The 25,511-nt window shown below is 48.5% G+C and carries 15 protein-coding genes and 1 pseudogene; 14 read left to right on the top strand and 2 right to left on the bottom strand.

Features of this window, described 5'->3' with window-relative positions; genetic code table 11:
- Window positions 1-315: 315 nt before the first annotated feature.
- Complete coding sequence (locus tag ACFOTD_RS21540) at window positions 316-1,578, bottom strand: MFS transporter (protein WP_378121998.1); 1,263 nt, start codon at window positions 1,576-1,578, stop codon at window positions 316-318.
- Between the two features lie 193 nt (window positions 1,579-1,771).
- On the opposite strand from ACFOTD_RS21540, the gene ACFOTD_RS21545 reads away from it, so the two are divergent.
- The 11 genes from ACFOTD_RS21545 to ACFOTD_RS21595 all read left to right on the top strand — a co-directional run bounded on the left by ACFOTD_RS21545 (window position 1,772) and on the right by ACFOTD_RS21595 (window position 22,236).
- Window positions 1,772-2,155, top strand: coding sequence for a GntR family transcriptional regulator (locus ACFOTD_RS21545; protein ID WP_378122083.1), 384 nt, complete (start codon window positions 1,772-1,774; stop codon window positions 2,153-2,155).
- 5 nt (window positions 2,156-2,160) lie between these two features.
- Window positions 2,161-2,907, top strand: coding sequence for an ABC transporter ATP-binding protein (locus ACFOTD_RS21550; RefSeq protein WP_378121999.1), 747 nt, complete (start codon window positions 2,161-2,163; stop codon window positions 2,905-2,907).
- A gap of 20 nt (window positions 2,908-2,927) precedes the next feature.
- On the top strand, window positions 2,928-4,514 hold the full coding sequence (locus ACFOTD_RS21555; RefSeq protein ID WP_378122000.1) for a hypothetical protein: 1,587 nt from the start codon (window positions 2,928-2,930) through the stop codon (window positions 4,512-4,514).
- 72 nt (window positions 4,515-4,586) lie between these two features.
- The gene (locus tag ACFOTD_RS21560; RefSeq protein WP_378122001.1) at window positions 4,587-5,033 is read left to right on the top strand and encodes a hypothetical protein; all 447 of its coding nucleotides are present in this window, start codon (window positions 4,587-4,589) and stop codon (window positions 5,031-5,033) included.
- Window positions 5,030-6,151 carry a transglutaminase domain-containing protein gene (locus tag ACFOTD_RS21565; protein ID WP_378122002.1) on the top strand — a complete coding sequence of 374 codons (1,122 nt, stop codon included), beginning with the start codon at window positions 5,030-5,032 and terminating at the stop codon, window positions 6,149-6,151. Before ACFOTD_RS21560 ends, ACFOTD_RS21565 begins: the two co-directional genes overlap by 4 nt.
- 197 nt (window positions 6,152-6,348) lie before the next feature.
- The gene (locus ACFOTD_RS21570) at window positions 6,349-8,373 is read left to right on the top strand and encodes a peptidoglycan D,D-transpeptidase FtsI family protein (protein WP_378122003.1); all 2,025 of its coding nucleotides are present in this window, start codon (window positions 6,349-6,351) and stop codon (window positions 8,371-8,373) included.
- 406 nt (window positions 8,374-8,779) lie between these two features.
- On the top strand, window positions 8,780-13,168 hold the full coding sequence (locus tag ACFOTD_RS21575; RefSeq protein WP_378122004.1) for an RCC1 domain-containing protein: 4,389 nt from the start codon (window positions 8,780-8,782) through the stop codon (window positions 13,166-13,168).
- A gap of 26 nt (window positions 13,169-13,194) precedes the next feature.
- The gene (locus tag ACFOTD_RS21580; protein WP_378122005.1) at window positions 13,195-14,043 is read left to right on the top strand and encodes a hypothetical protein; all 849 of its coding nucleotides are present in this window, start codon (window positions 13,195-13,197) and stop codon (window positions 14,041-14,043) included.
- Between the two features lie 4 nt (window positions 14,044-14,047).
- Window positions 14,048-20,482, top strand: a complete 6,435-nt coding sequence (locus ACFOTD_RS21585; RefSeq protein ID WP_378122006.1) for a polymorphic toxin-type HINT domain-containing protein — start codon at window positions 14,048-14,050, stop codon at window positions 20,480-20,482.
- A 28-nt stretch (window positions 20,483-20,510) separates the two neighbouring features.
- Window positions 20,511-20,840, top strand: coding sequence for a hypothetical protein (locus ACFOTD_RS21590; protein ID WP_378122007.1), 330 nt, complete (start codon window positions 20,511-20,513; stop codon window positions 20,838-20,840).
- 1,000 nt (window positions 20,841-21,840) lie between these two features.
- Window positions 21,841-22,236, top strand: coding sequence for a hypothetical protein (locus ACFOTD_RS21595; RefSeq protein ID WP_378122008.1), 396 nt, complete (start codon window positions 21,841-21,843; stop codon window positions 22,234-22,236).
- Between the two features lies 1 nt (window position 22,237).
- Here the strand turns inward: ACFOTD_RS21595 and ACFOTD_RS21600 are convergent, their stop codons facing one another.
- Window positions 22,238-22,444 (bottom strand): helix-turn-helix domain-containing protein, encoded by a 207-nt coding sequence (locus ACFOTD_RS21600; RefSeq protein WP_110757878.1) that lies wholly within the window; start codon window positions 22,442-22,444, stop codon window positions 22,238-22,240.
- 143 nt (window positions 22,445-22,587) lie between these two features.
- On the opposite strand from ACFOTD_RS21600, the gene ACFOTD_RS21605 reads away from it, so the two are divergent.
- The 3 genes and pseudogenes from ACFOTD_RS21605 to ACFOTD_RS21615 all read left to right on the top strand — a co-directional run bounded on the left by ACFOTD_RS21605 (window position 22,588) and on the right by ACFOTD_RS21615 (window position 25,495).
- Window positions 22,588-23,364, top strand: a complete 777-nt coding sequence (locus ACFOTD_RS21605; protein ID WP_378122009.1) for a recombinase family protein — start codon at window positions 22,588-22,590, stop codon at window positions 23,362-23,364.
- 121 nt (window positions 23,365-23,485) lie between these two features.
- Window positions 23,486-24,724, top strand: a pseudogene (locus tag ACFOTD_RS21610) (IS110 family RNA-guided transposase).
- A 51-nt stretch (window positions 24,725-24,775) separates the two neighbouring features.
- A complete protein-coding gene (locus ACFOTD_RS21615; RefSeq protein WP_378122084.1) occupies window positions 24,776-25,495 on the top strand; it encodes a polymorphic toxin-type HINT domain-containing protein in 720 nt (239 codons plus the stop codon).
- The last annotated feature ends 16 nt before the right edge of the window (window positions 25,496-25,511 follow it).

A 25,511-nucleotide genomic window follows, 5' to 3' on the forward strand; every position in this document is an offset into this window, starting at 1 on the left:
TACAACCGCAAACGAATCCATAGCTCGCTGGGATACCTGTCGCCGGCTCAGTTTCGTGCACAATTTTCTGTAAGAGAGATAAGCTAAAACTCGTTAAAGTACTGTCCACTTTCTTGACAGAGGTCCAGGCACATCGCTATTTTGAGGTAGAGCCCGGATTTTTGCGAAATAAGGATGTGGCACATCGCTATATCGAGGTAAAGCGTCTGATTTTGCGGAATAAGGATGTGGCACATCGCTATTCCGCCAGAGTTATCCCTACTCATAGCAAAAAAACTGTCGCGCCCGATATCGGATGCGGCAGTTTTTTTGGCTTCAAGCGTGCGGAACCGCCGGTTGCGGATGCCAGCCTTCCTTGTATACGGGCTTGGGGGCCAGGGCCAGCAGCGCGAGCATGAGGATCGCGAAGGACAGGAAAAATGGAGACAAATGCCCGCGGAAGGCGCCTGCCGCAACCGGACCGAGGAAGGCGCCGACGGAGGAGGCGATCGCCATCAGCGAGAAGGTACGGCCGTAGCGTGCCGGGCCGCTGAGCTGCAGCAGGAACGATGTCATCGCGGGAAATACGACGCCTTTGGCCATGCCGACGACGAACAGCAGCGCCATCATGGGGACCGGCCAGTCCGAGGCGAGCCCGTAGTAAGCTAACGCAAGCAGCAGCACCCCGATAATGCAGCGCGAATAAGGAAGGTAGCGCTGCAAAAACAGCAGGCCAAGCGTGGCGAGCGCGCCGAGGCTTACGACGGAGAACAGAATGCCCGTCTTCAGGACGCCGCCATCCTCGGCCGAGAGCGCCCGCAGCGGCAGCTCGAAGGAGAGGATGCCTTGCGCGAATGCCATGGCCACCGGCAGCAGGAATACAGCCCATGGAAACCTGCGCGACCCGGCCCCGGCCGAGGTCCCTTCCGCTTCTTCGGCCGGCACAGGCGCCCCGACCGAAGCCGAATCGGGCGCCAGCGCGGCTTCGCTCGCTACCCCAGCTGCGCCATCGGCAGCCGCGTCAGCCATAGGCGCATCCGCATCGGCGGCATGCTTCGGATCTCGCACGAACCAGAGCGACAGCAGGCCGGTAGCGAGCAAGCCCCAGCCGAGAAGCGCGAACGACTGGGCGAAGCCGACTTTGGCGGCGAGATAGGCGCCCGCGGCAGGAGATACGACGGAGGCGATCGTATGGACGAGCCCGTTCCCCGCCATCAATTTGCCGCGCTTAATGTGATCCCGCGTGAGCTTCGCCAGCAGCGAGAGGCATGCCGGAGACAAAAAGGCGAGCACGAAGCCGCTCACCGAGCGGACGTAGAGCAGATGCCAGGGATCGGTGACCCTGGACTGCAGCAGGAGCAGCACGCCGGCGCCGACGAGACTGGCCGAGATGAAAAAACGGCTTCCGAACCGGTCGACGCCGTATCCCGCCAGCAGATTGCCCGGCAGGTGCGTGAGCGAGTACATCCCCATGACCAGTCCGATGAACGAAGGCGCCGCGCCAAGCGACACGGCGAACGGCGTGAGCATCGGATACTGGGCGTGCAGATCGAAGAACGCGACGAATAAAAACAAATACAGCCAGATGGCCATCCTCACCGGCGTTCGCCTCCATTTGCAAAGACGCAGGAAGGGCGTCTTAAACGTTATTCCTACTTGTACGCGCAGTGGGACGAGGATATGACCTTTGCAGGGAAAGAGGAATTGAAGTGTGTGGCGGTGCGTGGTACACTGTGTATATAGTGTATGGTGTGTGGTCATACACTTCATACAAAGGAAGCGGGGTGTGGCAATGCCGCCGATCCGCATATGGAAGCCGGAGGAATTTCGGCTCGATCCGGCCCGTCCATTATACGAGCAGTTCGTGGAGCAGATGCGCGCGATGATCGCCAGAGGCGAGCTGGAGCCCGGAACGCGGCTGCCGTCCGTCCGCGAGGCGGCGGCGAGCCTGCGCGTCAATCCGACGACGATCATGAAGACCTATCAGGAGCTGGAGCGCACGGGAATAATCGTGACTTACAGGGGGCAGGGAACGTTCGTGACGGAGGATGAAGCGGTAATTGGGATCTCGCGCAGAGAACTGGCGCGGGAAGCGGTCGCGAGACTCGAAGAGACGGCTCGCTCGATCGGATTGACTCTCGATCAATTATTGGCGTTAGCCCGGGAAAAGGAGTGATCGTCATGGCGGAATCTCGATACTCGGACAGGAATATCCTTATAGGACCCGCAGCCAAGGCGCCAGCCATCCGCTGCGCGGACGTAACGCTTCGCTTCAAAAAGAAAACCGTGCTCGACGGCGTATCCTTTGAGATACCGGCCGGCAGTCTCGCAGGATTGCTCGGTCCGAACGGCGCGGGCAAGTCGTCGCTCATGCGCATTCTGACGGGCATGTACCCGCCGGACAGCGGTCGGGCGGAGCTGTTCGGCGCCCCTGCCGGTCCCGAGCGGCTCGGCGTACTGTCCTTTCTGCCGGACCGGGGACAACTGCCGCCGTACCTCGGCGCGGGAGAGTGGCTGCGGCTGGCGGCGGGTCTGTATCCGGATTGGAGCCAGGACCGGATGGAAGAGCTGAGCGTCAAGCTGGACGTGGATCGCGGCCAGCGGATCGGTTCGATGTCGCGCGGTCAGGAGGCGCGGCTTCAACTGCTCACCAGCCTGTCGCGGCAGGCGCCGATCATCATTCTCGACGAGCCGTTCGCGGGCGTCGACTTGGTCTCGCGCGAGTCGATCGCGCAGGCGGTGGTCGGAGAATTGGCGGACGGCGAGCGCACGTTCCTGATCGCCACGCACGATATCCGCGAGATGGAAAACTTATTCGACCGGATCGTGCTTATCGGCGAAGGGCGCTTGCTCGGCTGTCACGACGTGGAGACGCTCCGGGCCGGCGGACGTTCGGTCGAATCGTGTTACAGGGACGTGTTCGCATGAGGCTGAGGAGCGATCGCGACATGAGTCGGAACGAGTCGGCGAACGCCCGCGTTGCACTGCTCAGACTTGAATGGCAGGCCTACCGAACTTATTTGCCGAGGGACGCAGCCTCTTGGTCCTACTGGGCGCTTATTCTGGCGGCGCTGCTCGTCGCTGCCGTACTTTTTCTGGGAGACCGTTTCACGATCGAGACCGTATTCGCGCTCGGCGCCAGTCTGTCGTTTTTGATCGCTTTGTATGCGGGCGGCGGGATGGCATTGACGTTATGGGAAAACGGATTTCGGGAATGGTGGCTCTGTCTGCCTGTCTCCCGCCGCGAACTGGCGAGGGCAAAAGTCGTCGCTGCCTGCGGCATGCAGTACGTTACGGCAGGAGGCGTCTGGCTCGTATGCTGCCTGTTCGGCCTGGTCCGCTTGGCGGGACAGGACGATACCGCGGCGATGATAAGCGGGGGCGGCTTAGTGACTACGGCAATCAGCTACGGCTTGCTGTCCGCGGCGATCGTCCCTCTCGGCGTAACCGCCGGATATTGCCTGGCGGGCATGAACTACGGCTGGAGAAGGTGGTTGCTCATCCCATGGCTCGCGCTGTTTATCGCACCGTTCATCCTGTTCGCCCTCATATATGGCGCGGATACGGCAGACTACCTGGACGCCGGCAGCGCGGCGATATACGCCTGCTTGGCGGCGCTGCTCGCAACCGGCGCATACCGTGTCTGCCTCGCGCTGAATTCGAAGTACGGCATGGCGGATCTTGCGCGCCATCGGCCGGGCGGCACAGTCATGAGCGACAAGCGCGCGCGCCGCACGAAAGCGATCGGCGCCGGCCGAATCGGCACCGGCTTTTCCGCGGTGTATGCGCTGGAGCGTTCGCGGTACCGTTACTGGGGGGCGATCAAGTCGGTTCGCGTCATCTACGCAAGCCTACTCGCGGCGGCAGGGGGCGGCGGCTACTTCGGGGCCGGCAATCCGCACCAGACGATGGATATGCTCAGAACCATGCTGGTGATTCCTTGCATCCTGCCGGTCGTTGTCCTCACGGTAATGATGTCCCACGAAGCGAACAAACGCAGACTGGAGTGGTGGCTGGGGCTTCCGTATTCGCGGACGCGCCTGCTGATTGCGAGATTCGCGGCCGTTTGGGCGTTCACGCTGCGGTACGTCGGAGGACTATTGGCTGCGCTTTCTGCGGGCATGGCGCTGAACGGACGGGAAGCCGCGTCTTACTTTTCGGAAGGCGACAGAATATGGATTCCGGTCTATCTGCTGGGCGCATACGCACTTTGCGGCATGCTTGTCAGCGCGCTGTCCTTTACCCAAATTTACTCGATGCGCAGTACCCTGACGGGATGGCTATTCATGCCGCTCTGGCTTGGCTGCTATTTTCTGCCGGGCACGATACCCCGCTGGGCGGTGCCTGACGAATTGCTCGCTACGCGGGTCGGCACGGACTACTGGATCGGATTGGCAGCAGCCGCGGCGCTTGCGCTAGCCGTCGTTCCGCTTTGCTTCCGTTCGGGCGCCAAGTGGATGCATCTTTACCTTTTCAATACGACAGAAAACCGCCAGCGCAAGCGCGGCGAGCAAGCTTTTAAATTCCGGTCCTAAGTCCGGGGTTTTACGCGGGGCAAATCTGTAAAGTATAATAGAGTACAGATTTATAGCTATGGAGGAGATCCTATGAGCTTCGAACCAGAGGCCTGGAAGCAGTTCGTCACCGATCATTGGGTGTTGATTCTGATCGCAGTCGTCGCGCTGCTGGTCATATTGAACGTGGTCAAAACCGTGTTGAAGTGGGTGCTGGCCGCGGCGATTATCGTAGGCGTCGTCGTCTACGGCGGCTATACGGTCAACGATCTGAAAGAGATCGGCGGGCAGGTCGTGGAGACCGCCACTTCGGCCGTGAAGGACGAAGCGGCCAAAGCGATGGCCGACGAAGCCAAAAAAGCGACCTATACGTTGAACCCGGACGGCACCTATCTCGTCAAATCACCGAATCTGGAATTAACGGGCACCCCTAACTCCGGCGAGGTGGACGTGAAGTTCCGGGGCGTATCGCTGGGCACGTGGAAAATGGAAGGGCCCGTTCGCGACTTCGTGACGACGGCGCTTCAAGCATCGAAATGAGTTGGCTGGACGGGAACTTCGTCACTATCGCGCTGCTTGCGCTCGTAGCGGTGTCCCTGCTCCAAGGTATGAGGCGGGGCGCCAAGGGCTCCGCCAAGCAGTTGTTTTTGTTCCTGTCGGGCGCGCTTCTGACGCTCGTCTCGATGGCGGCGGCAGCCTGGTGCGCTTCGGCGGCGTCGCCGGCAGTCCAGCGCTGGCTTGCGGATCGCGAATGGGCGCAGCCCGCCGCGGACGCTTCGACGTGGCGCCAGCTTGGCTACACCGCCTATTCCGGCGTGCGGGATCTCCCGCTGCTGCGCTTTGCCGTCTTGTTTTTGATCGCCTACTTGCTGCTTCGTTATGTGCTTGGCACGGTTTCCTCGCTGCTCATTCGCGTGGGCGCCGCGCCTTTTGTTCTTGTACCGGGCGGCGGGCCGGTCAGCCGGACCGTCGGTGGCCTCATCGGTGCGGCGCTCGGCGGCGGACGGGCGATTCTCGTGACCGCCGTGCTGTTCGCTTATTGCGCGTTGTCGCCCCAGAGCGTGTTCGCCCAGTATATTGAGCAGTCCGCGCTTTATCGCGAGGCGGCTGCGCAGATTATCCGGCCGGCGGCCGGCGATCTGCTGACCGAGCGGCTGCCGGTGCTCGCCGCGTCGATGCAGGGCGAGATGGATAAGTTATGGCAGAAGCGCTACGACATCATCGACGCCGACCTGCCGACGGATATCGTGAGCGCGGCAAAGGAAGTGACGGCGCAGTCCGACGGCGACGAGGCAATGGCGAGGGCGCTGTACGACTGGGTCGGTACGCGGGTCGCCTATGACAACGGCAAAGCCGAGGCGTACGAGCAGCGCGGGGAGTGGCGCGAGCAGTCGCCGGAGGATACGTTCCGCACGCGCGAAGGCGTCTGCATCGACTATGCGCGGCTTTATGCGGCCATGGCGCGATCGGTCGGTCTCAACGTGCGCGTGGTGACCGGGCAAGGCTACAACGGGCAGGGCGGCTACGGCCCGCATGCCTGGAACGAGGTACTGCTCGGCGACCGAGGCGAGTGGATACCGCTCGACTCGACGTGGGCAAAGACGGGCGACTGGTTCAACCCGCCGCGGTTCGACGATACGCATATTCGCTCGGCGTAGGCGGTAGCGGAAAAAAGTTCCGCTATCGCGCCGGGTAACGTGTGATTGCGAGGCGGTAGCGGAAAAAAGTTCCGCTACCGTGCGGGCAAAAGTGTGTTCAGAGGCTGATAGCGGCAATCACTGCCGCTAATGCGGCGCCTACATCTTTATTGTCGGCCCATCACTTTCGGCCAAGTATTTACAGGAGGAACTGACTTATGAGCGACAAGCTGACGGAAGAGGCGGAGCGCAGAGGGTTACGCAACCGCCGTCACTTCAGCATTCGTCTGAACTTTTTCTTTTTTACCGTATTCGGATTGTTCTCCGTACTGATCATTCGTCTTGCTTACCTGCAATTTGTCGAGGGGCCGAGCCTGAAGGAACAAGAGCATCAGATGGCGACCAAGGACGTGTCGATTCCGCCGATTCGCGGCAATATTTACGATTCGACGGGGGTTCCGATCGCGTATTCCACGTCGACGCAGTCGCTCTACTTCACGCTGGAGCCGGGTACCAAGAAAGCCGCGGGTCTCGACCTGGCCGCGCGCATCGAGGCCGTGTTCAAGCAGTACGGGGATAAGACCAAGGAACCGCTCGCGGCGTCCGAGATTTACGACGACATGGACTTCGAGGGCAAGGTCCATTATCCGTTTCAGCAGCGCCGGATCAAGTCGGGGCTGACCAAGGACGAGATCGCCTACTTCAGCGAGCACCGCGACGAATTCAAGGGCATCGACATCGTCGAGGAGAGCATCCGCCAATACAGCACGGATCGCGTCGCGACGCAGCTCGTCGGCTATATGAAGCAGCTGTCGGGAGCGACCTCGCTTGATTTTTACAAGGACATTAACAAAGATCAGGACGATCCGACGCTTAAATACCTGGATACGGAGGACGTCGGCTTCGATGGTCTTGAGTTGATGTATCAGTCGGAGCTGCGCGGCCGCAACGGGCTGAAAACTTATCCGGTCAACAACCAAAGCCAGATCATCGGTCCGATGGAGCTGACCAAGCCGGTCAAGGGTGACAATCTCTATCTGACGATCAACAAGGACGTACAGCTGGCGACACAGAACGCGATTACCGAGCATCTGCAAAAAATTCGCACGTCGAACAACAAGCAGGAGCGCGCGTCGAACGCCAAAACCGGATATGCGGTGGCGATGGAGGTCAAAACGGGCAAGGTCGTCGCGATGGCGAGCATGCCCGACTACGACGCGAATGTATGGCAGGGCGGCATTAGCGCGAAGAATTACGAGCAGTTCCAATTTTATTTGAGCAACGGCGCGATCCGCGAGGTCCAGGCGCCTTATGCTGACGAGAAGGAACGCAAAAAGCACCCGTCCTCGCTCGTCAACCTGGGATCGACGCAGAAGCCGCTCACCATTTTGCTCGGCCTGAACGAAGGCTTGATCAATACCGGCTCCACGATGTCCGATCCGGGCTACTTCGAATTCGGCGCCGAAGGCCACAAGACGAAGGTTCGCAACGCGGGCAGCGCCGCCAACGGCACGCTCACGCCGTCGTCGGCGATCGCTCATTCGTCCAACGCCTACATGGCCAAGATGGTCGGCAATGCGCTTTACTTGCGTAGTGGAACCAAGGGACTGGATATCTGGGACAGTTATATGAAGGAATTCGGTCTTGGCGTCAAGACGGATAGCGGACTGCCGGGCGAATCCAAAGGCTCGGTCAACTATTATATCGAGTCCAAGCGGGGCAGCGCGCAGTCCGCGCTCATCTATTCCTCGTTCGGTCAACAGGGTCGTTATACGGCGCTGCAGCTGGCGCAGTACGCGACGACTCTCGCGAGCAGAGGAACGCGTCTGAAGCCGCAGTTCGTCGACCGCATCGAGGACACGGACGGCAACGTCGTGCAGGACTACGAGGCCGAAGTGCTGAACAAGATCGAGTTTCCGAAAAGCTACTGGCAGACGATCGAGAGCGGCATGTCGCAGGTTAAGGTGCAGGGCTTCGAGGACTTCAAGTACTCGTTCCGGCGGAAGACCGGTACGTCGGAGCAGGATGTCGGCGGCGGCCGGGTCGAGAACGCGGTGTTCATCGCCTACGCGCCTGCCAACGATCCAAAGCTCGCCGTCGCCGTCGTCGTTCCCGAAGGCGGCTACGGCGGCTGGGGCGCGGCGCCGATCGCGCGCAAAATCTTCGACGCGTACGACGCGGCGGTGGGATTGACGGACGCAGGGCCGACGAAGAGCGCGACGAATACGTCCGCAGGGCAGTGAGGAATAAAAGTAACACGCATGTTTAGAAGTAATGATAAACGCTCCGTCTGCACGACCGTGCTCTCCCGCGAGAGCCGATCTGCGGGCGGGGCTTTTTTTCTGGTTTAAATTACTATTAAGTTAAAAATGAGGATTTTATACCAGCATAATATTTATACTTATATAGTTATTTTTCTTCTTTTTTTCTATATATTCGACATGTTTCGTCAAATAAAGACTAATATATACAAATTCTCTGATGTACTGTGCTATTTTTAGCCATTATACTGGGCTTTGGGTTAAAAAATAGAGATAAAAATATCTTGGGGGATGGGAGGCTTTAAAATGTAGTAAGTACCATAAAAAGGGCATTTCTTTGTTATCTTATTCTGAATATTCAAACTAGTCTGAAAAGTGAGGAACTATTATGAAAATTAGTAGATTTAAAACATTGCTGTCCGCTCTTTTAATTTTCCTTTTGATTGGGCAAGGACAAGTCATTTACGCCAACTCAAATTCAATCGATAAAATAAGCGAAGACAATTCTTTATCCGTATCATCTGGCGTGTACGATCTAGAGGACTCTTATTTAAATCTGGATAATAAGTGGAATCCACTGCAGTCGGACACTAAACTCCGGAATGATAACAGCAATCCTGCATTTACGTATAGTTTGCAAGCGAAAAAATTTAAAGTCAGGTTAAACAATAAGGTTGATAAGCAAGCGGTTAGTTTCTCGGTTGCAGATCGAACGGTTTCTTATCGTGCTCAGAATATGAGCAATGTAGCAGGCACGGTTGAAAATAACATTCTTACCTATCGTAACGCTTGGGAAAGTACAGATTTAAAGTATGTCATCCAAGCAGACAAAATGAAAATGGAATTGCATCTGGCAAACGAACAGGCGCCAAAGAGCTATTCCTTTGCGCTCAGCGTAGCTAACGTTACGTATTCCAATGAGTTTGACGGTTCGATTGGTTTCTACGACGAGAACGGGGAACTGGCATTCAGAATCCCAAAACCGTGGGTGAAGGATTCATCGAGCGATAATTATCGTTACGACAAGGTTCAAATGAAAATGAGAACGGAAGGCAAAATAACGTTTCTTGATTTAATTCTTGATGATAGTGGATTGCAGTATCCTCTTATTGTCGACCCCACGACGACTATTCCCCAGTTCGGTAGCAGTCACACGCTCCGTATTAAAAGTGACGGTACAGTGTGGGCTTGGGGTACCAATTATAGCGGCCAATTAGGCAATGGTACGACTGTGGAGAGCTCTACCCCCGTACAGGTTAGCGGATTAACGAATGTAATCGATGTAGCTGCAGCCGAAGAATTATCATTGGCTTTAAAGGGCGACGGTACGGTGTGGGCATGGGGGAATCTCTACAATTTAACAGGTGGTAGCTTTGAAACGACTACGCCAGTTCAGATTGCAGGACTTTCAAATGTCGTGAAAATTTCGGCAAAGAATGGCAATGGCCATGCACTGGCACTGAAACAAGACGGTACGGTATGGGCATGGGGACTCAATGAATCCGGTCAATTAGGTGATGGGACCACAGCAGACCACTATGTACCTGCTCCTGTCAGCGGATTATCGAATGTTTCTGCGATTATCGCATCCAACGAAGGCTCAATCGCGCTAAAAAACGACGGTACTGTGTGGACTTGGGGCGGGATGGGCACGTTGGGCACGGGTTCAACGAATCCAAGCCTGGTACCTGTTAAAGTAACTAGTCTTAGCAATGTTATATCAGTCGATCTAGGTCAGGAATCGGCTGCGGCACTATTACAAAACGGAACGGTATGGACATGGGGTTCTAATCGTTACGGTGAGCTCGGCAATTCTGTTTCTAGTGGTAGCCTTACCCCCGTGCAGGTTACCGGCTTGACCGGTGCTACTAAAATCATAGGCGGTAGCCATCATTACCTTGTACTTAAACAGAACGGGAGCGTGTGGGGCTGGGGAAGAAATTCAAAAGGCCAGCTAGGCAACGGTACGACCTCAAGTAAAAATATTACGCCTGTTGAGGCGCAATCGCTGACGACCGTGACAAGCATTCATGCCGGAGGCTTGCAATCCGGAGCTGTGACAAGTGACGGTTCTTTTTGGGCGTGGGGTGAGAACGTCGCGTCTCAATATGGCGCGGGTTCGACTTCGCAGACAACGCCGCTTCTTTTTATTCCAGCCAATGATACTCAAGCACCGACAAAACCCGGTCCGTTAACAATGACAGCCAGTACACCAACGAGCATAACGTTAAGCTGGGGAGCTTCTACCGATAATGTGGGGGTTGCAGGCTACGATATTTATAATGGAACAGTCGTTATAGATACAGTTCCTGGAACGATGACAAGCAAAACAGTATTATTGCAGGCGGACATGCTATACGTCTTGACCGTCAAGGCAAGGGATATGCAAGGGAATATCTCCCCCGCAAGCAATTCCGTAACTTACAATACCGATAATACCCCTCCGACAGCTCCGACCGTGAAGCTCGGTGCAAGAACTGCGAGCAGCGTTACTTTGGAATGGACGCCTTCCTATGATCAATCAGGCGTTGCAGGCTATGAGATTTATAAAGGAAATGCTCTGATTGATACGGTATCGGGAACGACCACCAGTTATCTTGTATCCAATCTGACAGAGAACAGCATCTATTCATTTAAGGTCCGCGCATACGACACAAGTAATCATTTTTCTGACTACAGCAATATTTTGCAAGCAAGTCCGGATGTCACGGCTCCGAGCGCATTAAGCGTTCGCGTTAGCTATGATATCAGCTTTGGATTTTTCGTGTCCTGGGTGCCGCCAACCGATGCATCCGGCATAACTAAATACGAGATTTACTTTGAAGACCAGTTAGTAAAAGAGATTAAAACTTCAGAATCTACAAGCACGCTTTACCAAATAATCAGAACCTTCCAAGCGAATCACGACTACAACTTTAAAGTAAAGGCATACGACTATGGCAACAATGTAACGGTAGGTAGCTTTACTAGGAGCACGGATTTAACGCCACCTACTGTTCCCGGAGCCCTGCAGGTCACTAATCGTTCTGCAAACTCTATTTCTTTATCTTGGACTGCTTCTACTGATAACAGGCAATTAAAAGGTTATTTGATTTACAGCGGTAGTTCGAATGTGGACCCGATAAAGCAAGTCGATCATCCCCTTACTACGGCCGTGATAACAGGATTGGCAGCAAATCAAATATATAATTTTAGAGTGGCTGCCATTGATACAGATGGAAATATCTCATCAGTAAGTAATGAGGTCAAGGGAAGTACGGATATGACACCGCCGTCTGTACCTTCCGGATTAACGGTTACGAATCGTTCATCTACAGGCTTTACAGTATCCTGGCAAGCTTCTACTGATAATCTGGGAGTCGCGGGATATCAGGTCAGTATATTGGACACGATCACACAAACGACTACAACAAAAGAAGTGGTAACGCCCTCCATTCAAGTGAGTAACTTGGAGGCAAATAAAATGTATCGGGTTTCTGTAAAGGCTTATGATGGATCGAATAATGTATCAAATGCCAGTCCGTTCGTTAATGCAAGTACGGATATAACTGCACCTATTATGACAGGGACCATGCAAACGACCGCTAGAACATCGACAAGCGTAACTGTTACATGGCCAGCAGCAACGGACAACATTGGTGTGGAGGCATATCAAATCCTTAAGGGAAATGTTCTGGTTGCAACGTTGAACGCCAACCAAAGCTCTTATATGTTTTCAGGTTTGCCTTCTAACGATGGATTTATCGTTACTATTCAAGCTGTCGATGCTGCGGGCAACATAGCATCAAATCCGTTGACACTGCGGACAGGGACGGATTTGACCCCTCCATCGGCTCCTACATCCTTGGTAGTTATCAGCAGGAGCGCTACGAGCGTTAAACTTGGGTGGAGTCCCTCGACCGATAATGTGGGAATTTCCGAATATCACATATTCAACAACGGCCTATATGTTGTAACTGTTCCTTCAGCAAATGCCTTCTATAAGGAGTATACGTTAACAGGTTTAAGCGAAAATACAATTTTCAACTTTACTGTTAAAGGGATGGATTACTCCGGAAACTTATCGCAGGCAAGCAATTCGGTAAAAGTAGGGACTGACTTTCAAAAGCCGGACATTCCAAGCAGTCTAGAGGTTAAGAGTCATACCGCTTCAACGGTGACTTTGCGTTGGGGGCGGAGCTTGGACAATGTTGGCGTAACTTCGTATGACATTTATTTAGGAACAACATTGCTCGGAACTGTAGCTGAGCCGGTAGGCACTATAGATTATTACCGAGAATTTAAAGCAATCAACTTAGAGGAAAACAAAAAATATACTTTCAAAGTTGTTGCAAAAGATGAGTCCGGAAACGTGTCCGATGGCGCTGAGATTATCGCAATCACAGATGTAACAAAGCCTAGTGCGCCTACAAAGCTCGTCGTAACACAAGTTGGAAATAAGTATAAATTGGAGTGGGGCGCTTCTACAGATAATTTTAAAGTGGAGTTCTACAGGGTTTATTACGGGGATGATGTCTATAAGATGGCTTATGCCAACACTTCATCCTATGAATTTAGTTCTTCTAATGGAAGCAATTACAAATTCTCAATTAGAGCGATAGACGAATCGGGGAATATCTCTGATCCGAGCAATCAAGTTACTGCTATATCTACGGATAATGTGGTCACCTATGTTTATGATTCCAGAGGTCGACTCCAGTACATTTTGTTCGCAGACGGCAAGAAAATTTACTACGACTACGATGATAACGGCAACCTTATTCGTATTCGGACTTAAATCGATTACAAGGAGAGAATTATCCAATGAAATTAAATAATAAGCTCATTACGACCGCGATGTGTTTATCCATTGTCCTGTCCAGCTTCTCAGGTGTCTTCCAGAAGTCCAAAGCCACTGAGAACAGCGAGTACCAATTGACGGAAAGCAACGCAACGTTGGCAGAGTCTCAATTAACTCAGCCAAGTGGCTTTCAAGCGGGAATAACAACAAAACAGTTTATGAACAACGAAGTAATAACTAACATTGAGTCAATCCGTCTAGGACAAAATGCTACTCAAGCATTTTCGCTTGAAGCAGATGAAATGGAGCAAATGTTAGAAAAAGGATACGGGATAGAAGATATTTTTAAAGTGAATGAAGTAGCCAATCAATTTGCCTTAGAACCAAAAGATCTTATCGCTCTCAAATCCGAGAGGAAGGATTGGGACCAAGTAAAAAATGAACTTCTAGCACAAAAGCTAAATTCGTTCCGCAAGGAATTGCGAAGCAGTTTAAAAGATGATTATGCCAAAATAAAAAAATATAAACTAACGGAAGAAGAGGAAGACCTTCTCTTAATGAGCAAGCGGGAAAATGAAGGGCTTAGTGTGGAAGCAATTATGACTACTTACGCTAAGCAACCAGGCACTAAAAGTATGAAAAGAGCTATTGAAGAAAAGCTGGCTGGCGCGGCTAATACCCAAAAGATGACCATTATTGATTCTAAGACTAAAAAAGCTATGGATGTCAGCGATATACCACCGGTATATCTAAAAAAGCTCAAGGCTTATTCCGAAAGAGAGCATTTAGATTTGCCCGAGCTTATAAAAAAATATCGTGCGGAAAAACAAAAGCAAGCATCAAATGTAAAAATGTATAAAGAGGTGAAGTAGCATTATGCATGTATTCAAAAGAAATATGTTAAGCCTTGTTATCTCATTGATGTTATTTGTTGCTTTTAGCGGCAACGTTAGCGCAGAAGTAGACACACAAACACTCGAAAACGTATTAAATCATATTGCTAGCAAGCAGAAGAATGAGAACCAAAAGCCATATTTAGCTGATCGCAACCAATCAAATGAAATCATTGATCCAGTAACAGGCTCATTAACCTTAAATCAGACTGATATTGTTCTGCCAGGAAAAGATGGATTAGATCTTTCTATTTCCCGCATCTATAATTCAACCCAAGCAGAAGCGACGAACAAAAAAGTTACACTAAGTGCGTCTCCTGCCGTAACATCCACCGCAGATTCTTCATTAGGGTGGTATGTTGAACTTGAAAGAAACTTTATTGTATCAGGAAACATTATTCATCTTTATTATGGACCGTTTCCTTCTGAAAGTCTCGCGCTTGCTACAGAAAATCAAATTAATGATTCTATGGACGATTCAAGTGTTATTGATAGTGCAATTCATTTTTATGGACAGGTTCACACGACTTACACAACCTATAACATAACGAAAACCAATATTCCTGACAGATCAACGTACATGCTATCTCGATATAATCTTGGTCTTGGATGGTCTTTTGCCTTTCCTTCTATTCAAAAAGAAGAGTCCAACGGACTTGTTAACCTGACCTACCATGATGGAACGGGGGCTTCCTATGTGGTAGACTTCACGCAAGATAGCGGAGATTCCAACTTGGTGGGCTTTGAGGGCAAAGATGCAGAGTTTAAAGAGGTGGCAGCCGGGGACACAGAAAATAGTTACAGCTACGACCTAAGTACGGCTGCATACGTGTTCATCAGCTCCGACAAACGCAAAACCTTTTTTGCCGGCGATGGTAGACTTATTGGCATTAAGGATCGGTTTGGAAACGAAATCAAGTTTAAATATATAAAACGAAACTATTTAGGTAATGATCTTCCATTTATTTCCGAAATAAAAGACAGCATTGACAGAACAATTAGTTTTAGCTATCAAAACCCGGTAACCCATGAAGGCCCGACAGCGGGCTCAACGTTTACGACCGAAGATATTGTTATTAATGTGAGTGATCCGGTTAATTCTACTGAAAAAACCTCTTTTACTTATACTAGAGAGATGCTGCCAGTAAATCTAAGTAGTAGTAATACAGCGGGGCAATATTACATCCCTTCTCTCTGGATCGTAAAAGACCGCCTTGGTCAAAAGAGCTCCTTCGGGTATACTTCAGGGCTGAATCGCTTTAATTTTAATGCAAAAAATATCGAATCGGCATCGGCCGAAACATTTTCTTGGCTACTCACGGAAGCGCGCTACCCTAATTCCAGATCAATTTATAATTTTGAATCGGTTATCCGCAATCTAGGACCGGATGGAGCTGGAGAGGGATATCGCGTCAAAAAAAGATATGATGAAGTTGAAAGAGTTGGTACGAATAATGAAACACTTTACACCGGAAACGATCAGCTAACCCAAACCAAGATTAATGAAATAAATTATAGTTATGAAAATGATTATACGGGAGCGCCCACCTATTCTTCACTCGAAATGGCCCCGGAAACTTTCCGGATGTGGTCCGAATATACGCTGGCGAGTGGGCAAAAAGTAAAGCAAATTTACAACAAACATACTCAAAAGGTTCAATCGCAAGTTACGGCTGCGAATAATGAAAAGAAACTGGTTACTTATGAAGAGTACGATACGCGGTATTCAAATAAACCGACAAAAATTAGAGTTGAAGACGTTGATCAAGCCGGCACTTCCTATAACAAAATGTATATTGGTCAAACCTATACAAATTGGGGTGGGATTGCTACTACAACTGATCCGTTGACGGAATCTCAGTATCAAAATGAGACGGTAAAAAGCAAGCATACCACTGCTTTTACGTATGAACCTATCTACAAGCTAATTGCTTCGAAGGCGTGGTATCAAGATGAAAACACATTGCTAGGCGAATCATTTTCATACGATAGTTTGGGAAGAATCCTCACCTATACGAATGCATTAAACGAAACAACTCAGTACAAGTATACGCAAGTTGCAGGCGGTAACCAGATTGAGGTAACGAAAGCGCTAGAAAATAATAAACAGTCGAAATCCGTCTCAATCTATGGATCCAGTGCTAAATATGCGTTTCCGACAATGATTAAAAAATATTACACAGACTCAAACAATCAACTTGTTGAATCTTCCTCAACGCTAACGTACGACCTCCTGCAAGGATTGGTACTTACAGATACCAATGAAAAAGGAGACACGACAACTTATGCGTACGACAAAGGCGGAAGAGTAACTTCAGTCAGTATGCCGCCTTACCAAGACAAGGAAGACAATGACTTAGAATATTTTATTCGTCAAAATTATTCTTACACACCAAGAGCAGCATACGAGAATGTATCGGAAAAGCTGATTACGACCTTAATGACCTCTTCCCTGGAGGTTATTAAAAAGGGAAGTACATCCGGAACACAATACAACCAGAAGTATGAATACTTTGACGGGTACGGCAACCTACGCAAAGCATTTGATAACAGCAATGGAGGAGAAGGCGCGGAATATAAGTACGATGAGTTCGGAAGAGTCATAGAAGCTAAAGATAAATTAAATAATAAAGTAGGCTATAAGTATGACGTTTGGGGAGATGTGCTAGAGACCTCAGATACTTATGGCAATATCAATCGAAGCGAATATGATTTTAAGACAAGGACAAGAAAAAATTATTTTGTTGCTGCGAATAATGTAAGCCCTACGAATCAACCTTTAAGTGATTCTGTGAAAGAGAACGTTACAGAATCCGTAATGGATCAGTGGGGGAATGTCCTTCAGGTACAGGTGTACCCGGAGTGGCCGCTTAAAACAAATCCAAACAAGCAATCCTATACTTACAATTTGCTGGGTAACGTAAAAACGGTTAAGGATCCAAAGGGGAACGATACGAGCTTCGGCTACGACAAACTGGGACGATTAACTTCGGTGACCGATCCTCTTCTGGCCACTACAACCTATTCGTACAACATATTAGGGGAACTAAGCGGTATTAATCAAGGAGGAACCTGGACAACCAATATTACGTTTGACGAATTGGGGAGAGCAGTCACCAAAACCGATGCCGGCGGGAAAGTAGAGAACTTTGTTCCCGACAAGCTGGGCAATTTGACTTCAAAAACGGATCTAAATCAAAAAGTATTTAACTATCAGTATGATTCAAACAGTCGAGTGACTCAGGAAAATATTGGACAATTTGAAACGCGAAATAACTATAAGACTCCTTTTGGAGTAAGCAGTTCAACGCTATATCAAAATGCAGTTGAATTACAAAAACAAACGCTAACGTATACCAATGAAGGACTCTTGCAGTCCGAGACTTTAAAGATTGACGGTATTGATACGACTACCGCATATCAATACGATAGTATCAATCGTTTGAAGCAAACAAAAGATAATTATAATGGCTACACGAATTACTATTATGACCGAGAAAGACTACAGCGCGTACAGACAGACGGTCAAAACGTGCCTGACTCAACGAACAGCCAGTATGCGGAATACAAATACTATGCGGATGGGAAGCTTGAGTCTGTAGCCTATCCGAAGTTCTCCGACGGAACGCAGTTAAAATCGACATACCTATACGACAAAATTAACCGACTGACCGATGTTATTAACAAAAAAGGAGATGCGGAGCTATCTACGTTCAAGTATGGATATGATAACAACGGAAATGTTACATCCGTTCTAGACAAGAATGGTACCACAACTTATGTATACGATAAACTAAATAGGCTTGAAAAAACGATCGCTGCAGACGGTACAATTTCCGATTACACCTATGACGCATTTGGGAACCGCAAAACAAAGAAAAATACAGGTTCTCCGGCTCATTTCTTATTCAATGAGACGCAATTCAGCTACGATCTTTGGAATCGTCTGGAGAAGTCTAGCAGATCAGGCGATGAGACTAGTTACCAATATGGTCTGAATGGTCTGCGTATCAAGAAAACGAGTTCAACGAATACAACCAGGTATCAGTACAATGCTCAAGGAGAATTGATTGCCGAGTCGGGGAGCGATAAAGTGGCTATACCGGCGGCAACTGCCCAAAATAACGGAATTAACACGGCCAACTCGGCGGCAACTGCTACTGATTTTAAAGCTATTGAACATGGTTTTGCGGAAAATACAAGTCCTGACGTTGACCGATTTGTTAATGAGTCCTATGCAGCAGGTAAAACGCACTGGACAATCGCAACTTCGGTATCTCAGAACATGCGGTTTCTTTTAATGTCTAAATCGGCTGTATCTGTTTCTGACGGCGCTGTCTCTACTACTGATGGGACTTCTTATGATTGGGTTCTTCAAGCGTGGGCAGGAATCAACTATAGTGTCGCTGTCCAAAAGGATATTCCATCCGGTATAAATGTAGGATTAGCTGATTTGGCTATTGTTCAATCTGGCACGTTGGCTTCGACACCGACACCGACACCGACACCGACACCGACACCGACACCGACACCGACACCGACACCGACACCGACACCGACACCGACACCGACGCAGACACTGACAACGTTTAAAGCTATAGACCACGGCTTTGCGGAAAATACAAGTTCGGACGTTGACCAATTGGTTGATGAGTCCTATGCAGCAGGTAAAACGCACTGGACGATTGCAACATCGGTATCTCAGAATATGCGGTTGCTTTTAATGTCTAAATCGGTTGTATCTGTTTCTGACGGTGCTGTCTCTACTGCTGATGGAACTTCTTATGATTTAGTTCTTCAATTGCGGGCAGGAATAACCTATAGTGTTGCTGTCCAAAAAGATATTTCATCCGGCCTAAACGTAGGATTAGCTGATTTGGCTATCGTACAATCTGGCACGTTTGCTTCGACACCGACACCGACACCTGATTCAGAAAATAACATCCTTAAAGCTCAATACATTCACGGTCCCGATCGCTTGCTCGTCAAAATCGAAAAAGGAACAGAACCAAGTGCAGATAAAAAGTACTATTATCTGTACAACGGACATGGTGATGTGGTCCAGATCGTCAATTCCACAGGGGCTGTCGTGAATAACTATTCGTATGATGAATGGGGCAACACGATAGTAAAAGAGGAGACGATTCAGAACCAGTTCCGATATGCGGGAGAAATGTACGATGAAGAGACGGGACTCTATTATTTACGAGCTCGGTATTACGATCCTTCTATCGGACGTTTTTTGAATAAGGATACGAATGAAGGGGACATTTCCAACCCTGTAACCTTAAACCTTTATACGTATGTTTATAACAATCCGTTAGGGTTTGTAGACCCATCAGGCAATATCGGTATTCGCCAGATCGACAACTTGCTCAAAGGCATTGCAATTTCCGCAGGCGAATCTATAACGGATATGCTGAAATCGCCTTGGACCATACTGCAATTAGGCAAAGCGCTTCTTACCGGGAAACTATCCATTGTGGATTTAGGAAAGGCAATCGGAGCTAGTGCAGTAGATCCCATTAAATATCTGGTTAATAACTCCAAACATATATGGGGAGGCAAGCCAACAGACGCCGAGGTGCAAGAATACGGCAGACAGCTTGGGAATGTATTGCAGATGGCGCTGGGAAGTAGTGCGGCCATTAAAATCATATCTAAGGCTGTTCCAAGAATGGCAAAAGCTTTAAGGGCTGTTGAAAAAGCGGGTTGCAATTGCTTTACGGCGGGGACGAAGGTCTTGACAGACGAAGGGGAGAAGAATATCGAAGACATTGAAGTCGGAGATAAGGTTCTCGCCAAGGATGAGAATAACCCTGATGGAGAGTTGGCTTACAAGGAAGTAACAGCTTTATTCCGCAACCAACGTGATGATATTATTAAGTTGCATGTTGGAGAGCAAGTCATTGAGACGACTAATAATCATCCATTCTATGTTGAAGGAAAAGGTTGGGTACTTGCAGGTGAGCTTCAAGCAGGCAATAAACTCCAAAAAGCTGACGGAAGCAATCTAACGATTGACAAGGTAGAGTTTGTCAAGAAAGATGAGTCTGTTACAGTTTACAATTTTGCCGTTGCTGACTACCATACGTATTATGTAACCGATTTAGGAATTTGGGTACACAATACGAATACTGGTGATTGTATTATTAAAACAGGTGACAAGACACCTGGAGGTCATTCATTTAGTGAACATGGTGCAGAACGTGCAAATGAGAGAGGGTTTTCATCTCAAACGATTGACAACATAATAAACAACAATAAAAAGAATAGGAAAAGTAAGGTTGATGACCAAGGGCGGAAAACATGGGAATATACAGATGCTCGGGGCAATAAGGTTGTAACCAACGAAAGTGGAGGAATTATTTCTGTCCATTCCCCTGCTTCGGGGGGCGTGTATATTCCTAAACCTTAATAATGATAATTGGAGTTGATAAGAAAAGATGAATAAGGATGTATTATTAGAATTATCAAAGAATCTAAATACTGAATATGAGATAGGGATTTGGTCAGAGACAACGGACTTCTTTGAAAGACAGGATAATATCGCGGACTTTTCTGTTAAATATGATGATGGTCAGTATAATATTGTGATTAAACTAAAAGACTTTAACTTAAATGCGGCAAAAACCATATTCGCCTCATTAGTACGATTTATAGAGTATAAATCGACATTCTATGTGAGGGAAGATAAAAAAGATTCATTCGTATACTACCTACTCTCTTCAACTGATAGCAAAAAAGCGTTCTTATTTTATGTAGTTATTCAATAAGTTTGAGACCTTGAGGCGGCAATCCTCAGGGTCTTTTTTTTCCCCACCCAGTGCCGAATGAATCGGGCGGCAAGTCCCGAAAGAACCTAACCCTCATCACCTCCGTATAATATTCCTCTAAATGCCTGTACGCACATGCAATGCTTGAAAATATAACCCTTTATCACAACCCTTTAATCTCACCATAGACTCAATATCATCAGATACCACCATGTTTACTTCAAATACCTTATCTTTGTTTTCTCACGGATTTTCTGAAAATAATATTCTGCAATTATCGCAACAGATTACAGGCAAGTCTCGATAGAGAGGTTGAACAGGTCAGTTGTCGCACCTATTTAGACAGATGCACCGACTATAAATAGTGAGGGTGTAAAGTTAATTTTGTTCCGCAACTATCTAGACATTTGCTCCGATTGTTACTGTGCAAGAACACTCTGGTAACGTGCCAGTTAACATATACAGGTAAGGCAACGTGAAGGCTAGCCACCTTGCCCTCTAATTATAGACGGAAATTCGTTAAAAAATTTCCGCAGGGGGATGAGCAATGAATGGAGTAAAGGTTTCGATTGACCGTATTGTAGTTGACTTTACGAACGTGTATTGGAAGTTCTTCAATCCGCTTCGTCAGCGGCTTTGTGATTACTAAAACGCTTCATTTTATGTTAAGGACAAGGGATTCAAGTACCGTGTTCGAGTTAGAGAGGGGAAACATTGGGCGTATCTTTCGTATAAGCTAGTTTATGCCCGAATGGCGAGGAAGCATACGCTTCGGCTAGAATGCCCTCCTGACTCTTTGGTTCATTTCCAATCTTGGATTTCAGAGATTGGAAATCATTCAACAGAAATCCTCTATGTACGCTCTGACGTAGCATTTGACATTCCGTTATCCTTGACTGAAATGTTCGTCCTGTCCTTGACGGGGCGGAATATGAAGAAGAGGAAGGGAACGTTCTACTCCAACAAGCGACATCAGCGGCAAGTAGCAGGATATTGCCGAGTGTATGACAAGAAGTTGGAACTTCTGCAACGGCGTGGGGTGATAGTCGAAGGTGAATTAACGAGGTTTGAAATCGTGTATAAGCCTGATGAGAAAATCCCGATGCAGGTTTTAGTCCAGTTTCCGGCCCGTTTCAATAGGCTTTATATGTGTTCCCAAGTCGTTGGACTTGAGCAAATGAAACCGAAACTCCAACAAAGAGTGCAGGCCTTGATGAGCGGCGAACTGGAACAAAAGCAAGTAACGGCTTATTACCGCAGGGAAATCGAGAAGCAGATGCGGCAGTGTCCGACTTTGGACTTCGATAAACTAGCGGAAGAACAGTGGGAGGATGTCATAACGATACCTTGTGCCATACTGGGCGGCGTGGTGAGCAAAGTACCAGTGGCGTTATGACTTACTCGTCCTCCATAACAAGCAGTTCATGGAGACTTATGTCCAACGTTCGGCAGATGTGTTCCAAAGTGTCAAAGAAAGCAGTAGTTACGTTATCTTGGCATAATCGGTTAATGGTGTTTGGTCTTACTTGCATTAGTCGGGCTAGTTCACGTTGCGACATATTTCTATCAGCAAGTATCTCTTTAAGCCGTATTCTGATTGGCATATTGCATCTCTCCTTCAACGTCCAATATAGCACAAAAATTCCTTGTGTGAAACGCACATGAGTTATATAATGTAACCTATATAAGTTACATAACTCAAGTGCGTTACGATAATCAAAGTTATCGTAACTGAGGGGGAATCTGCATGAATGTCATAGGCTACATCAGAGTTTCAACTAGCGGACAGGCGAAAGACGGTTACAGTTTAGCCTACCAACAGGATGAAATCCGCTCCTATTGTCAGGAGCAAGGATGGAACTTGCAAGACATCTTTACGGATGAAGGAATTAGTGGGGCAAAGGTGGATGAGGATGCTCTTGAAGTGGACAGAATCGGCTTTCAGAGCATGTTAGCCGCCCTAGCCACACGAATCTATGATGCTGTTGTTGTCCTCAGTACAAGCCGTTTAAGGCGGTCTGACATCGTGAAAGTGTTGGTTCATCGGGAGTTTAAGAAGTACGGCGTGGATGTGAAAAGCATCGAACAGCCGACCTACTCCATTCACAAGAAAGATCCTAGCGATTTTCTCATAAATGGACTTATGGAATTGCTCGACCAGTATCAGCGGCTAGAAATCGCCCTCAAGCTAGGCAGAGGACGTAACAAGAAAGCACAGCAAGGCGGTTATGCAGGTGGACGGGCGGCATTTGGTTACAGAGCCCGTAAAGGACACAAGGCAATAGAAGTGAACGACAAGCATGCCCAAGCAGTGAAACGGCTCTTTGACATACGGGAACAGAACCCGAATTGGACGTTATCCGAAATCGCATTTCAATTGAATCAAGAAGGCTTCACGATACAGCAAGGCAAGCAGTTCACGAAAGTACAAGTCAAACGGATACTCGACCGCAGAGCGTTATACGAAGGTCAGTATCAGTACGGTGGCATAACTGCAACAGGACTACATCAAGCCATTTTATAGCGTTTATAGAGGAAGAATAGACACGCTTACCCTTCAATGTACGCCTTTGGGCGAATACTAAACAGACGATGCGGCTATTCTTTTTCCCTAAACGCTATAAAGGCTAAGGGGGATACTCGAAATGAGACATCGTAAAGAGCAGTATATCTATGTTGGCGTTGATTTACATAAGCGGACGCATACCGCAGTTGTCATCAACTGTTGGAACGAGAAGCTAGAGGTCATTGAGTTTGAGAACAAGCCATCGGCATTTCCTTCGGTGGTAAACAAGGTCAAGAAGCATGTGCAGGACGGTATGACGGTTGTATTCGGTCTTGAGGACGTGGGCGGCTAAGGAAGGTCTTTAGCCGTATTCCTAGTCGAGAATCATTTCCTTGTCAAAGAAGTAAATGCTGCTCTATCTAACTGGAAGCGCAAAAGCTATGCCATGACGGAGAAGCATGACAGTTGGGATGCGGAGAACATCGCCAAACTGTTACTCGATGAACTGGACAGGTTGCCGAATGCTCACCCACAAGACGATTACTGGATTCTGAAACAACTAGTGATGCGGCGGTACAGTTTACGGGATACCCTCGTCATGCTCAAGAATCAGCTTCACACGCAATTAAGCTACAACTATCCAAGCTACAGCAAGTTTTTCTGTGAAGTCGATGGACAAACGGCATTAGCCGTGTGGCATGAGTTCCCTTCACCGTATCTATTGGAGGGCGTGACCCTAGAAGTATTGGCGGAGTTCTTGCGGAAGAATAGCCGTAATGTGTGTTCGACCAAGAAAGCTGCTCTAATCCTTGAGTCTGTTCAAGCTGACGGGAATACGAAGCGGAACGGACAGGATTATCGTGATTTCCTTGTGCGAAGCCATGTAAACCAAATCCGTGACGTTCAGCGAGAAATGAACGATGTAGAGGACAATATCCGTCACATCATGCAAAAGCTAGACTTCAAGCTGAACACATTTACAGGAGTTGATGATGTAACGGCTTCGGCTATTGTCGCTGAAATCGGAGATATTAGCCGTTTTACGAGTGCTGACAAGCTAGCTAAGTATGCAGGGCTTACTCCAAGCCAAATGAGCAGCGGTGGCAGGGGCAAAGACCGCAACCAACGGCAAGGAAATCGTGCCTTAAACAAGATTCTGTGGGGGCTAGCTGTAAGGCAAGTGCATACCGCTAGGACTTCTAGTAAGCCGCTCAATCCTATATTCCGTGAATACTACGAGAAACGATTAGGAGAAGGCAAAAAGAAGAAACAGGCAATCATCTGCATCATGAGAAGGCTTGTCACCATTCTATACAGCATGATTAAGAACAAAACCGAATACCGACTTGACGCTTTATCTGAAAGGGCGGCAAGCTAACGATACAATGGTGGTAGCTGAAAAACAGTTGCCACCTTCTTTATTCCCTGAATCAAGGTTCTAACTAACGAAGGAGAGAAGAATATTGAAGACGTTCGAGTCGGAGATAAGGTTCTCTCGAAGGATGAAACGACTGGTGAGTTAGCTTATAAAGAGGTTTCAGCGACATTCAACCACGAAACGGGAACAGACGAAATTTATAGAATTCATGTTGGTGACCAAGTAATTGAATCGACCTTTAATCATCCTTTCTGGGTTGATGGACGAGGGTGGACATTTGTTGAAGATCTTAAAGTCGGGGACTTGCTAGTTCAGAGTAATGGAAATAAGCTTAAAATAGAAAGTATTAAACTGGAGCATGAGTCAGCTAAGGTTTACAACATGACGGTGGATGAGTTCCATACTTATTTTGTAAGTGAACTTGGGATTTGGGTTCATAATACGAGTTGTATTCCATGGTCGTCAAAAAGTGTTGGAAACGCAGCTAACCAATTAAGTAAGGGTGCAAAAGATGTTACAGTGGGGAGCAGGTCGGAGGCAGAAGAATTGTTCCTGAGACTTTATCAGGGGAAAGGATTTAAAAATACAACAGGAATGTCTGCAAAAGAGGCAAAAGATTTCTTTGGAAAGAAAAGTACGTATCATTGGGATGATGAAGTTGGTGCAGATGGCAGAGTTACTGGGCATGGCCCCGGAAATGCACATGGAGATATGCCGCATCTTCAAATTCATGATGAAAACGGAAAGGTAATTAGAATTTTCTTTAAATAACTTAGGGAAGTGTTTC

It is taken from the genome of Cohnella sp. GCM10012308 (assembly GCF_042649185.1).
Taxonomy (GTDB): domain Bacteria; phylum Bacillota; class Bacilli; order Paenibacillales; family Paenibacillaceae; genus Cohnella.